A 12,465-nucleotide genomic window follows, 5' to 3' on the forward strand; every position below is an offset into this window, starting at 1 on the left:
TTCTTCCATGAACTCATCCATCAAGGGGTGCAACTTCAAAAAGTTGGGTCCACGCATGTACCAATGCGTCTGATGGATAATCATTGACATCTGGCTCAAATCGGCAACGAGTTGATTTAATACTGCTTTGGTTTTCGTATATTTCATTAGATTGATCTCCTTTCGATATGGTTATTATAACTTAGTGGTAGCTTAATCTGAAACGTTATACACTGGCAAATTAAGTTATTTATAGCCCGTAGAATTAGGGGTCAATGGAACATCCATACGAAAAGTAGCGGTAGGATCCCGAACAAAAAATCAGAAACGTTGATTTAACAGCGTTTATGATTTTTTATATTGGCTTTATTTAAAAAGAGCTCTGGAACATTCGTACGAAAAGTAGCGGTAGACTTTAAAAACCGAACAATCTTATTTTTCGTCTGCTTCATCCAATGGTCTTAAATGACCATTTTCTAACGCTTCATTATATTGGAACGTGTACTTACCGACAAAGTTAATGTGTTCAAACATCAGTGGCGATAATTTGCCGATCATGTCGTCAGAACAATCAAACCCTTCTGATTGCATCTGCGTCACAATCTTTTCCAGGTAAACGGTATTCCAATAAATAATGGCATTCGTGACTAAACTGAGAGCGTTTAGTTGTTCTTCCATACCATCAAAATACGTTTGATAAAGCTTCCCTTTCCGACCATAAAAGATGTTTCGACAAAGCGCGTGCCGAGCTTCACCTTTATTTAGCTGTTCCAAAAAGCTCTATTTTTTTCATTCTATTCATCTCCAAAGTAATTGTGATTTATATTTTCTAACCAAAAATCGATAATGATAACCAGAGGCCACATAGGGTAATAAACAACACTGGGATCGTGGTTACAATTCCAATTTTAAAATAAGTCCCCCATTTAGTTTTAACAAAGTTGACAAGCCATTGGAGTAGCTCTTATACTATACATAGATGATCGTCTATGTAATGGAAGGAGAAAAAATGGATTATCAAAATTACGTTCAAATGCTAAAAGCAATGGCTGACCCGAACCGCCTAAAAATCATTGATCTGCTTTCATGTGGATCACTTTGTGCTTGTGATATCCTCCAGCATTTTGATTTTTCTCAACCCACTTTGTCTCATCATATGAAGGTTTTGCAAAATGCAGGTATTGTGTTTGCGGTAAAGGATGGGAAATGGCAACACTATTCCCTACAAAAAAGGTTTGTCCAAGAGTTTAAACAGAATACCGACCAACTGTTAGCCGCTGATGAGCACTGCCTTTGCCAACGGTCTGATTGTGAAAAAGATGTTGCCAATTAAGTTTTTTTAAGCAATACATAGAGGCGTGTCTATGTAAGGAGCTGAAAAATGATGGAAAAGTATTCGCCACAAGAGATTAATTTAACCAAGTACCTATTTTTTACCGGCAAGGGTGGGGTTGGCAAAACCACGGTTGCCAGTGCCACTGCAATTAGCTTAGCTGATGCTGGTCACCGAGTTATGATCGTTTCCACTGATCCAGCTAGTAACTTGCAGGACGTTTTTAAAGTTAGTTTAACCAATCAGCCAAAGCCGATTCCAAACATTTCCGGTTTGTTTGCTGCCAACTTTGATCCGGTCATTGCTGCGAACGAGTATCGCGAGCAGGTTATTCAACCTTATCGAGGCGTGTTGCCCAAAGAAGCCATTCAGAATATGGCTGAACAATTATCAGGTTCGTGTACGGTTGAAATTGCTGCATTTAATGAATTTGCCAACTTTCTAACTAGTTCCAAGATTAATCAGCAATTTGACTATATTATTTTTGATACCGCGCCGACCGGCCATACCTTAAGAATGCTGCAATTGCCTTCTGCTTGGAGTAATTACCTGGATAAGAATGATCGTGGTGCATCCTGTCTCGGACAACTAGCTGGCTTAAATGATAAGAAAGCTATGTATCAAAAAGCGGTTGAAACTTTAGGCAATCCTCAAGCGACGACTTTGTTTTTAGTTACCCGACCACAAAAAGGCGCCCTTCTGGAGGCACAACGCGCTTCACATGAGTTGGCAGCCTTAAACATTAAGAACCAGCAACTAATCATTAACGGTATCTTAAATCAGCCAACCGACGCAGTTTCTCAGACTATTTTTAAACAACAGCAAGCTGATTTGCAGAATATGCCAGTCACTTTAGACCAGCTACCCAAGTTAGCAATCCCATTGCGAGCATACAACGTATTGGGATTAGCTAATTTACGACTACTATTGAAAGACCAGCAGCCGCAAATCACTGAGGAACCGGTTACTGCTAGTCACTTTCCTGATCTGGATGTTGTCGTGAAGAATTTAGTGCAGTCAAATAAAAAAATTATCTTCACCATGGGCAAAGGTGGCGTTGGTAAAACAACCGTTGCCGTTCAAATTGCCCAAAAGATAGCTGCTCAACACAAAACCGTGCACTTGGCTACCACTGACCCAGCTGATCATTTGAAATACTTCAAAATCACAAGTCCGCTGATCAAGGTGAGCCATATTGATGAGAAAAAGTCTTTAAAAGAATATCAAAACGAAGTTCTCACTACTGCTAAAAAGACCATGAAGTCTAATGATGTTGATTATGTCGCTGAAGATTTGCGTTCACCATGTACTCAAGAAATTGCTGTCTTCCGAGCTTTTGCTGAGTTAGTCGCCCAAAATGATAGTGACGTCGTTGTGGTTGATACGGCTCCGACTGGTCATACACTCTTACTGTTAAACTCGACCCAAAGCTATGCTCAAGAAGTTGCCCATACCTCCGGCAGCGTCCCACAAGCAGTCGTTAATCTGTTACCAAGACTACAAGATCCTAAGCAAACTGAAATTGTTATGGTAACGCTACCAGAAGCCACGCCGGTTTATGAATCAATGCGGTTAGATGACGATTTGAAGCGAGCCAGTCTAACTCATACTTGGTGGGTGGTCAACCAAAGTATGTTGGCAACTCAAACCACTGATCCATGTTTGCTGGCTCGAGTGCAAAGCGAAGTTAAATGGATTGATCAGGTAAAAGAGCTTTCGAATAATCATTTTGCTGTTATGCAATGGCAACCAAATTACGAAAAAACGCTTTTAACGGTTTAATTAATTAAAGGAAAAAAATAATTAATCAGTTTAGGAGGTATCATGCAAGTCTTTTTTGCCGTTGGAATTTTCTTACTCACATTATTATTCGTTATCTGGCAACCTAGAGGATTATCAATTGGATGGACAGCCGTTGGTGGTGCAATTTTAGCATTATTGTTTGGCGTGGTGAGTTTTAAAGATGTTGGAACAGTTACCGGAATTGTCTGGAATGCCACCTTATCTTTCGTGGCTATTATTCTGATTTCACTCATTTTAGATCAAATCGGATTTTTTGAATGGGCCGCCTTACACATGGCTCACTGGGCAAATGGTCACGGTATTCGCATGTTTATTTTGGTGACCACCTTAGGCGCCGTCGTTGCTGCCCTTTTTGCTAATGATGGGGCTGCTCTGATTCTTACCCCCATTGTTTTAGCAATGGTTCGTGCCTTACACTTTGATGAAAAGCAAGTTTTCCCTTTTATTATTGCCAGTGGCTTTATTGCCGATACCACTTCTTTACCAATGATTGTTAGTAACTTGGTAAATATTGTCTCTGCAGACTTTTTTGGAATTTCCTTTTCAGCGTATGCGTTAAGAATGTGGATTCCTGATCTATTTTCGCTGTTAGGTAGTATTGGTATCCTGTATCTTTACTTTCGAAAAGCATTGCCACGAAAATTTGATGCCACTCAGGTTGCGGAACCCAGTTCTGCACTAAAAGATCAGCGACTTTTCAAGTTTTCATGGGTCGTCTTAATCCTCCTATTGATTGGTTACTTTAGTAGCGGTTTCTTAGGAATCCCCGTCTCCTTTATCGCACTGAGTATTGCGGCTATTTTTCTGATAGTTGGTCAAAGAAGTTCCCATGTTAATGCGATGGCAGCGATTAAAGGAGCTCCTTGGAACATTGTCTTTTTCTCAATCGGTATGTATGTCGTAGTCTACGGCCTTCAGAACGTTGGTCTAACAACATTATTATCAGGTGTCATTACCGAAATCGCAAAAGGTGGTCGGTTTGCTGCCACAATGGGCATGGGCTACTTAGCAGCACTTTTATCGTCATTAATGAATAACATGCCGACCGTCATGATTAATGCACTATCAATCAAAGGCGCTGACGTTTCAGGGCTCATCCATCATACGTTAGTGTACGCAAACATAATCGGCTCAGATTTGGGACCTAAGATTACCCCAATTGGCTCTTTGGCTACATTAGTCTGGCTACATGTGTTAGCTCAAAAGGGAGTTAAAATTAAATGGGGGACTTATTTTAAAATTGGAATTGTAACCACGATCCCAGTGTTGTTTATTACCCTATGTGGCCTCTGGTTATCATTATCGATTTTTGGTTAGAAAATATAAATCACAATTACTTTGGAGATGAATAGAATGAAAAAAATAGAGCTTTTTGAACCAGCAATGTGTTGTTCAACCGGTGTTTGTGGTCCCAGCGTTGATAAAGAATTGATTCAAACAACGGCCATTCAGCGGTATGTCAGTGTGAATGCACAGGGGCAGGCCATGTTCATTCGTCGTAATTTAGCCCAGAACCCCGATGCCTTTGTTCGAAATCCGATTGTTGCCCAAGAACTAAAACGTCAGGGCATAAATGCTTTACCAATTACGTTAGTGGATGGTCAGTTGGTAAAAACCGGTGAATACCCAACCATTAACGAGTTTAGCAGTTACTTAGACATGGATTTAGTAGCTGCTTTGGTTCACTAATAGTTTAGATGGAGGATTAGTGATGACACAAATTTATTTTCTATGTACTGGAAATGCTTGTCGAAGTCAAATGGCTGAAGGATTCGCTAAAAAAATTTTAGGCAATGATTGGCGCGTTGCCAGTGCGGGAGTCGAGGTGCATGGCTTGAATCCATTGGCTGTTAAAGTTATGGCTGAAAAAGGAATAGATATTTCCCAGCAAACATCAAAGTTAATTGATCCCGATTATTTGCTTCACAGTGACCTAGTTGTCACCTTATGTGGAGACGCTCGTGATCGCTGTCCAGTCACCCCACCAACGGTCAAGAAAAAGCATTGGCCACTTCCAGACCCGGCTTTAGCAGCTGGATCCGAACAGGATAGAATAGTAGTTTTTCGGAAGGTCAGAGATCAAATTGAGCAGCAGATTATTGACTTAGCAAAAGTCGGTAACCTCTGAGGAATCAGTAGGTCCGTAACCAATACGAATTTTAAAATAGCGGTAGAAAACCGTATATTCAGATAACAAACATTCTGAGTGTTCGGCTTCCTACCGCTACTTTTCGTATGGATGTTCCATTAACCCCAATTAAGTCGTTTTGAAAAGATGGAGACGTTATATGGTAGATTGTAAAATTAATCTACAATTGAATTTTATTTACCTTATGAAGATGTTCAAAACGCGTTAAAGGAAAGGGCGCAAAACCCCTTTATACGTAAAAAGGATGAATGGGTAGTGGGTAACAATGAGTGTAAATTAAATAAGGCACAAAAAAGGATGCTTAAGGATAAAGAAATATATAATCATTTCAATTTAGAAAATATTTCCAGTTCCATCAAAACGGAGCTAAACAAGATAGTGCATGACATCGATGACTAATACTTTAACACCAAACAGAAAGGGGCTATGAATATATAGGGTCTATAATATACAAATAACTCCTCAAAAACGTTGTTAAAATAACCCCCAATATCTATAATGTAGATATTGGGGGCTATTTTAATTTATTTTTTTATAAGTGCCCCTAAACTATAGCTATTGATTCAAGATTTCATGGGAGCCAGTTGCAACCAATAACAAAATCAATTCATCATGATCTAGCTGATAAATAACAATCCAGTTGTCATAATTTTTACCATAGTTTCCATATCTGGCAGGGTGAAATTCACGATAGCCACGCCAATTTCCTTTTAATGCATGATCTTTAATCTGTTTCAAAACAAGTACATCTTGTTCAACAATTGCTTCTAAACAAGGCTTCAAGACAGTTATTGGGAAATGTTTCTTGACTAGTTTTTTTAATTCACGTTCAAAAGATTTGGTCTGTTTAATTTGCATCTAACTTATCGATCCAATCTTCAAAGTCAGTCAATGAACCAATATTTTTGACCTGCCCTGTTTCTGCTTCTTTTTTAGCGGCTAAGGCTTCCGGAGAATCTAAAAAGCTGACTAATCGAACTTCATTATTGGCCGCTTTAACTAACGATAAGCGTATATACTCAGAAACGGTTAGCCCTTGTTTTGCTAGATTAGCTTTAGCCCGTTCACTAATGTCAGGTGTTACACGAGTTGAAATTGTCTTGTTTTTAATAATAGTATTACTCATTCTAATCCGCCTCCTTTAAGTTTACCATCGTACTACATCATAATATTCGATTTTTAGGTTTTCTGCAACTAAATTAATTTTAAAGTAAAGGAACTAACAGCTTATGCAACAAGTTGTCTTACCCATCAAAGATTCAAACGTTCTCAAAGAGGTGCAAGATACCTTACTCAACAACTTTAAAGCTGGCCGGCGTAACTATACAGTTTTTCAAGTTGGCAAAGCGACACTGCTGCGAGTCAGTGATGTCATGCGCTTAAAACAGGCCGATATTTTTAATCCGGACGGTTCTATTAAACAAAATGCATTCATTCACGACCGAAAAACGGGTAAACCGAATACCTTGTACCTTAAACCAGTTCAAACAGAGCTTTTATTGTACCGTCAATGGCTGCTTGGTCATCAGCTGGATTCTGAATGGCTCTTTCCTTCAATTCAACACCCAGAACGCCATATCACGGAAAAACAGTTCTACAAAATCATGAGCAAGGCTGGCGATCTGTTAGGAATTAATTATCTAGGGACCCATACGATGCGCAAAACCGGGGCTTATCGGGTCTACACGCAATCAAATTACAATATTGGCTTAGTCATGAATTTGCTAAATCATTCCAGTGAGGCGATGACTTTAGCTTATTTAGGCTTAGATCAAGCCAGTACCGAAAGTATGTTAGATCAAATTGATTTTGGGTAAATTAGTTTAATTTTGTTGTCGCCAACGGCGACTTCTGATACAGGTTTTTAATGGGTCTAGCACAACATAGAATAAATTCTATGTGTAAGTGCGCATTGACCTCGTTTCACTCGGTCTGCTGATTCTCCTGAATTTACTTTTAGTGTATGCCTTCCGCTTCGCTATTTCAAATTTTATACTTTGACTTAACGTTTCCTATATGATATAGTTTCGGTGATTATTTCTAATATGATTGGAGGGATCGTTATGTCTCAAAGTAACTTAGAAAAACAAGAAGCTAAATTAAAAGCCCTTAATCAAAAAATTAAGGACGAAAAAAATAAGATTGAACAACGGCTAGGTAAACAAATCATCAGTCAAGCCAATTTAGATTATGCTAATTTGTCTAACGATCAGATTAAGCTTTTAGCCAAGAAATTTTCTGAATTTTTAAAGGTAAAGTCCGTAGATTATTAGCCATACGAGATGGGGAAATTCCATGTCTAATCAATATGAAAAACTAGTCGAGCAGCAAGCGCGTTTAAAACAAAAAATTGAGCGGGAAGATTTTAAATTACGACAATCTAAATACTATGAAAATCGGCAAGCTCGCAAAGCCCGTTCTCGCCGATTAATTCAAAAAGGGGCTTTATTAGAAAAGTACTTTCAAGCTAATAACCTCTCGGTCGAACAAACCGAAGAACTTTTAAAAATATTTGCTGACTATGTTAACGCCCATAAACCGGATAAATTAAAAAACGATCAACCTAATAACTAGGCCGATCGTTTTTATTTTCAGGATTGTTTTTTGGCTTAATTTCTGGATTGTGTTTAGCAAAGTCTTTTAACTGTTTTTGAATTCTTTGTGTAAGCTCTGCTTTACTTTCTTTGTGCTTCCTTTTACTTGATTGCTGTTGAATTATCTTTTGACCCTTACCTCTTCTTTTTGATATTAGGTCAAGCGTAAAATCTGAAATTTTATTTTGATCTAGCTTACTTAAATGACCGATTTCTTTAAAGTTTAAACCGGCTTTGGGAAAGCGATAAATATTACCAAGATCGACCCAGGAAGGTTTCTTCAACCCAGCGGATTTCCAATCTTGAATCGGATAATATTGTTGCTTGATATAAGCCGACTTCTTTTCATACTGACTAGTAATTTTAAAAGCCTCGACCTTCTGTTCTGATACCCGACGAATTAAAACTGGCCGAGACTTGCCACCGTTAGTTTCTACAAAACTAACGTATAGGCTGACTAAGTCATTAGTCCTCATCTGGATCGTTGAGCCAATCAGCGACCTCTTTAGCGTCTTTGAACTCGGTGACTGGTGTCCCTTCGGTCGCCTTTAAAAAGCGTAAATTAGCTCTTTCTTCTTCGCTTAAAGACGCATTAAAAGGTAAAGCACCATTAGCAACAATCCGCTTGTAAAACATGTTAATAGCCGTAGTTGGATTTAAGCCCAATTCGCTTAAAATTGCTTCGGTATCATCGGCCAAATCTTTATCAATCTTGACTTGGACCCGTTTCTTTTCCTTAACTGCCATGATTGTCTCATCTCCTTTCTTTTACTACTACCATTATACTACCTTTTGAGTACCTTATCAATAGATAAAGCCTTGGCCTCAAATCACTTGAGCTTGGCGTTGATCTAAAGGCTGAACTTTTGAGCTGGTTAGTCTGGTTAGCTCTGACACTCATTTAAAAGCCCCTATTCTTATGTTTAAGCCATTTAAATCTAACTTAAGTAAAATAGGTTAGTAAGTCTTAAAATCACTTAGAAAGGATTTTTTAGCCTTTTAGGACTAGTAGTACAACCCACTGTTATCGTTGTCGGCCGATTTTTCTTCTTCAGGGTGTTTGGCCGCATATTCTCTAGCCGCTTGTTTATTCCACCAAACGCCAAATAGGTTTTGCATGGTGCCGTACAAGTAGTTTTCCACGTTCTTGATATGCTTCTCATTGCTTCTTAGGGCGTTAAAGTAGCGTCTCAAGGCTTTAGTCATTAAAGGTTTGAGTTCTTCATCATCAAGTGGGATTATGACGCCAATATCTTTGTGATCTTTCTCAACTCGGTACTTAGCATTTAAGATAATGCCAATGAAGCGCCGCATTTGTTGCGGGGTACGGCACCAAAAACTAAGCAGTATTCATCATGTTACAGCACCCAAGTAAAAACTACGAAGATAAAAACATTCATCCTCAAAATATGTAACCTAGAAAAAAGGCCTCCAGTGTTAAACCGGGAGCCTTTCTTAGTATACCAATTTTCACTTTACATAAGGCGGCTTATCCCAAGTAACCCACATTCACCGCGGTACTTCCACATTCCGTTATTTTTTGATTGTGAACTTGTCCAAAAAAGAAGTGATATAGGTCGCAGATTGGTTTTAATTGGGGAAAGGAAGTTTGTGAAATTTACTGGTATTGCTCCTAGACCATTCCCTTAAATTCAACTGTCTCATTCTTTGTATTAACCAAAAATTTGCCAACACTTCCCCGATACTTCACTGATACTTTAAATGAATACTTGTAATTTACCCGAGTGTATCGAATACCACTAATTCTTCCCTGATACCCTTGACTACGCAAAACTCTCTTCACTTGGTTCCTTTGTCGATCAGTAATTCTTGCAGAACTCCGATAGATTGTCTTCTTAACGATCACATCTGGATTCAATGGAACAATGTAATCCTTACATTCCAACAATTCCACCAACTTTCTTTTTTTCTTTGGAATTTGACTTGACGGGTTACGGTTTTCCATTCAGTTTAGAGGGAGTGACGTTTTGAGCGCAGAATTGTTCCCTGGAATCAGCTATTTGGAATAACTGAACCAGAGTACAATTCTACTACTAAAAGTTTCCCCTTAGTTCGTCGGTCGTTAACGCCCGTCGCTTGTCTGTACAATTGCGGTATTGCTACCACCACTCATTATAAACCTACGTTTTCGGTTTAACCTACTAAAAAACGCCCTAGTAGGCGTTGATGATACGTATTTATTTTTGTTCGATCACCAACTAATCAGTGGCACCAAGCCGAAGCTTCGTTTTACCACCCGCGCCGTTAATGGTCGCGCTCACCATTCACCACCCAGCCGTACAGATAACCTTGTTGTGGTATAGCCAGACTTATTGAAGTCGCACTGGCAAACGTGTCCCCTTGGATTTAGACCCCAGCTTGTCCCCTAGGGCTTTAAAAATCGCACCGGCCATGATATAATAGTCATTAAACTAGATGACTTTTGTGGCGCTCACCAATGGCTGTTGGTGGGTGTTTTTTTATGTTCTATTTATCGATTTCATTTAGAATTATAGCTCAACCACAACAAAAGTCAATGTTTTAAAAAACTAGCACTACAGCACTACAGAACTATAGAATAAAAGAACTACAGCACTACAGAATATAAGCACTACAGCACTATAGAACTATAGAACTACGGAACTAAAGAACTACGGCACTGCTTTTTCTTTTAGTAAATGCTTGCACATAGGGCTTAAAGCTATACGGTAGTGCTAGCACTACGGAACTAAAGAACTACAGCACTATAGCACTGTAGAACATAAGCACTACAGAACAACAGCATTATAGAACTATAGAACTAACGCACTATAGCACTATATCGTGTTGATTCAAAAGCGATATAGTGCTAATATAACAACAATCGTTAGGAGGCGTTATCATGACACAAACCATAACATTTGGAAATTTTAAAGGTGGAGTTGGAAAAACTAGTAATTCAACATTAGTAGCTCTAGACCTTAGCAATCGTGGTTACAAAACACTACTAGTTGATTTGGACCCCCAAGGAAACGCCACAAATCTACTCTTGAATACTAAAGTTAATATTGATGGAAAAGTTGGCCATTTTAAAAAATCTCTCATGGCTAGTATTGAAGATGGCGATTTAACTCAATCTTTAATACATATAAAAGAAAACTTCGATATCCTAGCTTCTGCACCTGACTTTGCTCTTTTCCCACGCTATATGGAAAAAATCAAAGACTATAATGAACGCGTCAAAGAATTCAGTAATCTTATCAAGCCTATTAAAGATAAATATGATTATGTCATCATAGATACGCCGCCTACTATCTCGTTAATCACCGATTCAGCATTGTATGCCAGCGATTATTGTGTAATTGTTATGCAAACTCATGAACATAGTTTTGAGGGAGCTCAAGCATTTATAGAGTATATCCAGGAACAAGTTATTGATACCTACAAGGCTCCCCGTTTGGAAATCGTTGGTATATTGGCTGTTCTATTGCAAGCCGGAGCTCCTGTAGATGAAGCAACTATTCAAAATGCTATTAATCAGTTTGGAACTGAAAACATTTTTAAACATAAAATTCACTCGATGCAGAGGATCAAGCGTTATGGAATAACTGGTATTACTTTCAATACTCAGTTTGATAGGCGTGTATTCAAAGTATACAAAGACGTAACTGACGAGATGCTAAAAAGAATGGAGGCAATTGAAAATGGCTAATAAATTGATTCGGTCTAACCGCAACCCAATTAAGCCAGATAAGCAGGCTGAAATTTCGGATTTTTCAAATTCAAATAAAGGAATTAAAACCCCACAAAATCAAGTTGCTTCGGTTACTTTTGACACAAACCTAAAAATCAACAACCACATTAGAAACAAATTGCAAGCAATGGCTGTATTAGGGTATAGTGACAATCAAAAGGCAGCTATTGAAGTAGCTTTATCTGTTTATATTGAATCTTTGACTTCAGACGAACGTAAAGAATTAGAATTTCAAATTGATTCTTTAGAAAAACGTGATGTACGCGTAAAAAGTAAATAATCACGCGCGCTCAGACAACACGTTCAGCTTTTAGACGTATACTTGTCCGTTTAGATGAAGCAGAATGTACAAAAAAGCCCTCTATTATGCGGAATAGAGGGCTTTTCTGAAATCAGTACATACAGACTTTGCTTAGGAGCGTTGCTTGTGTCCATTTAGGACATACACAATCATATAACAATCAATCAATGCTGTCACTTAACTTACGCAAAAAAGCCACCCATACTACTCAAAAAATATTCACAACCTATCTAAACAACCGTTTCCAAAAGTTCTCTCTCGTCTCATTAGAGGGCTTTTCGTTTTGCTTGCTTATATTTGTATCTGAATCATTGCTATCGCCTTTAGAATCGTTCTCACGGCTTTGTACGGTGTTGCTTTTAATATTTTGTTCTGACTTTTGATTTTCAAGTAATTTCTGACTGGATAAATTTAATTGCTGTTGTTGGTCTAATAATTTTTGAAATTTGTTGGTAGATTGTAAAATTAATCCGAACGCTGTTCGGACAAAAAAGATCAGCTTCCTTTAAAATGGTGTTTACCACAAACCCATCTTTTAGGAGCTGATCTTTTGTCTAGTATAACCTATTCCGA

15 protein-coding genes and 3 pseudogenes are annotated in these 12,465 nt (G+C 38.4%); 10 read left to right on the plus strand and 8 right to left on the minus strand.

The window, feature by feature from the left end:
• The 3 genes and pseudogenes from ACP4IT_RS12075 to ACP4IT_RS12085 all read right to left on the minus strand — a co-directional run.
• A partial coding sequence (locus ACP4IT_RS12075) for a ferritin-like domain-containing protein (RefSeq protein WP_426855824.1) occupies positions 1-147 on the minus strand: 147 nt, incomplete at its 3' end.
• 264 nt (positions 148-411) lie between these two features.
• Positions 412-753, minus strand: a pseudogene (locus ACP4IT_RS12080) (Tn3 family transposase); the annotation flags it as partial.
• A 55-nt stretch (positions 754-808) separates the two neighbouring features.
• Positions 809-916: pseudogene (locus tag ACP4IT_RS12085) on the minus strand (ArsB/NhaD family transporter); the annotation flags it as partial.
• A 72-nt stretch (positions 917-988) separates the two neighbouring features.
• On the opposite strand from ACP4IT_RS12085, the gene ACP4IT_RS12090 reads away from it, so the two are divergent.
• Genes ACP4IT_RS12090 through arsC form a run of 5 tightly spaced genes read left to right on the plus strand, consistent with a single transcriptional unit; the run spans position 989 to position 5,243 of the window.
• Entirely contained in the window at positions 989-1,312 is a 324-nt protein-coding gene (locus ACP4IT_RS12090; protein ID WP_003582114.1) for an ArsR/SmtB family transcription factor, read from the plus strand.
• A 51-nt stretch (positions 1,313-1,363) separates the two neighbouring features.
• On the plus strand, positions 1,364-3,094 hold the full coding sequence (arsA, locus tag ACP4IT_RS12095; RefSeq protein ID WP_164511026.1) for an arsenical pump-driving ATPase: 1,731 nt from the start codon (positions 1,364-1,366) through the stop codon (positions 3,092-3,094).
• 42 nt (positions 3,095-3,136) lie between these two features.
• Positions 3,137-4,432, plus strand: coding sequence for an arsenic transporter (locus ACP4IT_RS12100; RefSeq protein WP_125643336.1), 1,296 nt, complete (start codon positions 3,137-3,139; stop codon positions 4,430-4,432).
• A gap of 36 nt (positions 4,433-4,468) precedes the next feature.
• A complete protein-coding gene (gene arsD, locus ACP4IT_RS12105; protein WP_025013532.1) occupies positions 4,469-4,804 on the plus strand; it encodes an arsenite efflux transporter metallochaperone ArsD in 336 nt (111 codons plus the stop codon).
• 22 nt (positions 4,805-4,826) lie between these two features.
• The gene (arsC, locus tag ACP4IT_RS12110) at positions 4,827-5,243 is read left to right on the plus strand and encodes an arsenate reductase (thioredoxin) (RefSeq protein WP_004563097.1); all 417 of its coding nucleotides are present in this window, start codon (positions 4,827-4,829) and stop codon (positions 5,241-5,243) included.
• 576 nt (positions 5,244-5,819) lie between these two features.
• On the opposite strand, the gene ACP4IT_RS12115 is transcribed toward arsC, so the two are convergent.
• Together ACP4IT_RS12115 and ACP4IT_RS12120 are read right to left on the minus strand one after the other, a co-directional pair.
• A complete protein-coding gene (locus ACP4IT_RS12115; protein WP_005917927.1) occupies positions 5,820-6,122 on the minus strand; it encodes a type II toxin-antitoxin system YafQ family toxin in 303 nt (100 codons plus the stop codon).
• On the minus strand, positions 6,112-6,390 hold the full coding sequence (locus tag ACP4IT_RS12120; RefSeq protein WP_003625288.1) for a plasmid mobilization protein: 279 nt from the start codon (positions 6,388-6,390) through the stop codon (positions 6,112-6,114). Before ACP4IT_RS12120 ends, ACP4IT_RS12115 begins: the two co-directional genes overlap by 11 nt.
• A gap of 103 nt (positions 6,391-6,493) precedes the next feature.
• On the opposite strand from ACP4IT_RS12120, the gene ACP4IT_RS12125 reads away from it, so the two are divergent.
• The 3 genes from ACP4IT_RS12125 to ACP4IT_RS12135 all read left to right on the plus strand — a co-directional run bounded on the left by ACP4IT_RS12125 (position 6,494) and on the right by ACP4IT_RS12135 (position 7,838).
• Positions 6,494-7,081 (plus strand): site-specific integrase, encoded by a 588-nt coding sequence (locus tag ACP4IT_RS12125; RefSeq protein ID WP_086231969.1) that lies wholly within the window; start codon positions 6,494-6,496, stop codon positions 7,079-7,081.
• Between the two features lie 228 nt (positions 7,082-7,309).
• Complete coding sequence (locus ACP4IT_RS12130; protein ID WP_382336256.1) at positions 7,310-7,537, plus strand: hypothetical protein; 228 nt, start codon at positions 7,310-7,312, stop codon at positions 7,535-7,537.
• Between the two features lie 22 nt (positions 7,538-7,559).
• Positions 7,560-7,838, plus strand: a complete 279-nt coding sequence (locus ACP4IT_RS12135; protein ID WP_014216278.1) for a hypothetical protein — start codon at positions 7,560-7,562, stop codon at positions 7,836-7,838.
• Here ACP4IT_RS12135 and ACP4IT_RS12140 read toward each other — a convergent pair.
• The 3 genes and pseudogenes from ACP4IT_RS12140 to ACP4IT_RS12150 all read right to left on the minus strand — a co-directional run.
• On the minus strand, positions 7,828-8,334 hold the full coding sequence (locus ACP4IT_RS12140; protein ID WP_164511024.1) for a hypothetical protein: 507 nt from the start codon (positions 8,332-8,334) through the stop codon (positions 7,828-7,830). The two genes, ACP4IT_RS12135 and ACP4IT_RS12140, sit on opposite strands and share 11 nt — an antisense overlap.
• Positions 8,324-8,605 (minus strand): type II toxin-antitoxin system RelB/DinJ family antitoxin, encoded by a 282-nt coding sequence (locus ACP4IT_RS12145; protein ID WP_014564139.1) that lies wholly within the window; start codon positions 8,603-8,605, stop codon positions 8,324-8,326. The genes ACP4IT_RS12140 and ACP4IT_RS12145 overlap by 11 nt, the downstream gene beginning before the upstream one ends.
• A gap of 258 nt (positions 8,606-8,863) precedes the next feature.
• A pseudogene (locus ACP4IT_RS12150) lies at positions 8,864-9,205 on the minus strand (replication initiator protein A); the annotation flags it as partial.
• Between the two features lie 1,534 nt (positions 9,206-10,739).
• Here ACP4IT_RS12150 and ACP4IT_RS12155 point away from each other — a divergent pair.
• The gene (locus ACP4IT_RS12155) at positions 10,740-11,549 is read left to right on the plus strand and encodes a ParA family protein (RefSeq protein ID WP_015474642.1); all 810 of its coding nucleotides are present in this window, start codon (positions 10,740-10,742) and stop codon (positions 11,547-11,549) included.
• Entirely contained in the window at positions 11,542-11,871 is a 330-nt protein-coding gene (locus ACP4IT_RS12160; RefSeq protein ID WP_041816175.1) for a DUF5388 domain-containing protein, read from the plus strand. Before ACP4IT_RS12155 ends, ACP4IT_RS12160 begins: the two co-directional genes overlap by 8 nt.
• Positions 11,872-12,465 lie beyond the last annotated feature (594 nt).

Origin of the sequence: Levilactobacillus sp. LN180102 (assembly GCF_050106635.1) — a bacterium.
Taxonomy (GTDB): domain Bacteria; phylum Bacillota; class Bacilli; order Lactobacillales; family Lactobacillaceae; genus Levilactobacillus; species Levilactobacillus brevis.

Coding starts and splice junctions, on each gene's coding strand:
- arsC (WP_004563097.1), top strand. CDS start 4,827: ATGACACAAATTTATTTTCTATGTACTGGAAATGCTTGTCGAAGTCAA.
- ACP4IT_RS12100 (WP_125643336.1), top strand. CDS start 3,137: ATGCAAGTCTTTTTTGCCGTTGGAATTTTCTTACTCACATTATTATTC.
- arsA (WP_164511026.1), top strand. CDS start 1,364: ATGGAAAAGTATTCGCCACAAGAGATTAATTTAACCAAGTACCTATTT.
- ACP4IT_RS12135 (WP_014216278.1), top strand. CDS start 7,560: ATGTCTAATCAATATGAAAAACTAGTCGAGCAGCAAGCGCGTTTAAAA.
- ACP4IT_RS12115 (WP_005917927.1), bottom strand. CDS start 6,122: ATGCAAATTAAACAGACCAAATCTTTTGAACGTGAATTAAAAAAACTA.
- ACP4IT_RS12145 (WP_014564139.1), bottom strand. CDS start 8,605: ATGGCAGTTAAGGAAAAGAAACGGGTCCAAGTCAAGATTGATAAAGAT.
- ACP4IT_RS12120 (WP_003625288.1), bottom strand. CDS start 6,390: ATGAGTAATACTATTATTAAAAACAAGACAATTTCAACTCGTGTAACA.
- ACP4IT_RS12130 (WP_382336256.1), top strand. CDS start 7,310: ATGATTGGAGGGATCGTTATGTCTCAAAGTAACTTAGAAAAACAAGAA.
- ACP4IT_RS12160 (WP_041816175.1), top strand. CDS start 11,542: ATGGCTAATAAATTGATTCGGTCTAACCGCAACCCAATTAAGCCAGAT.
- arsD (WP_025013532.1), top strand. CDS start 4,469: ATGAAAAAAATAGAGCTTTTTGAACCAGCAATGTGTTGTTCAACCGGT.
- ACP4IT_RS12125 (WP_086231969.1), top strand. CDS start 6,494: ATGCAACAAGTTGTCTTACCCATCAAAGATTCAAACGTTCTCAAAGAG.
- ACP4IT_RS12090 (WP_003582114.1), top strand. CDS start 989: ATGGATTATCAAAATTACGTTCAAATGCTAAAAGCAATGGCTGACCCG.
- ACP4IT_RS12155 (WP_015474642.1), top strand. CDS start 10,740: ATGACACAAACCATAACATTTGGAAATTTTAAAGGTGGAGTTGGAAAA.
- ACP4IT_RS12140 (WP_164511024.1), bottom strand. CDS start 8,334: ATGAGGACTAATGACTTAGTCAGCCTATACGTTAGTTTTGTAGAAACT.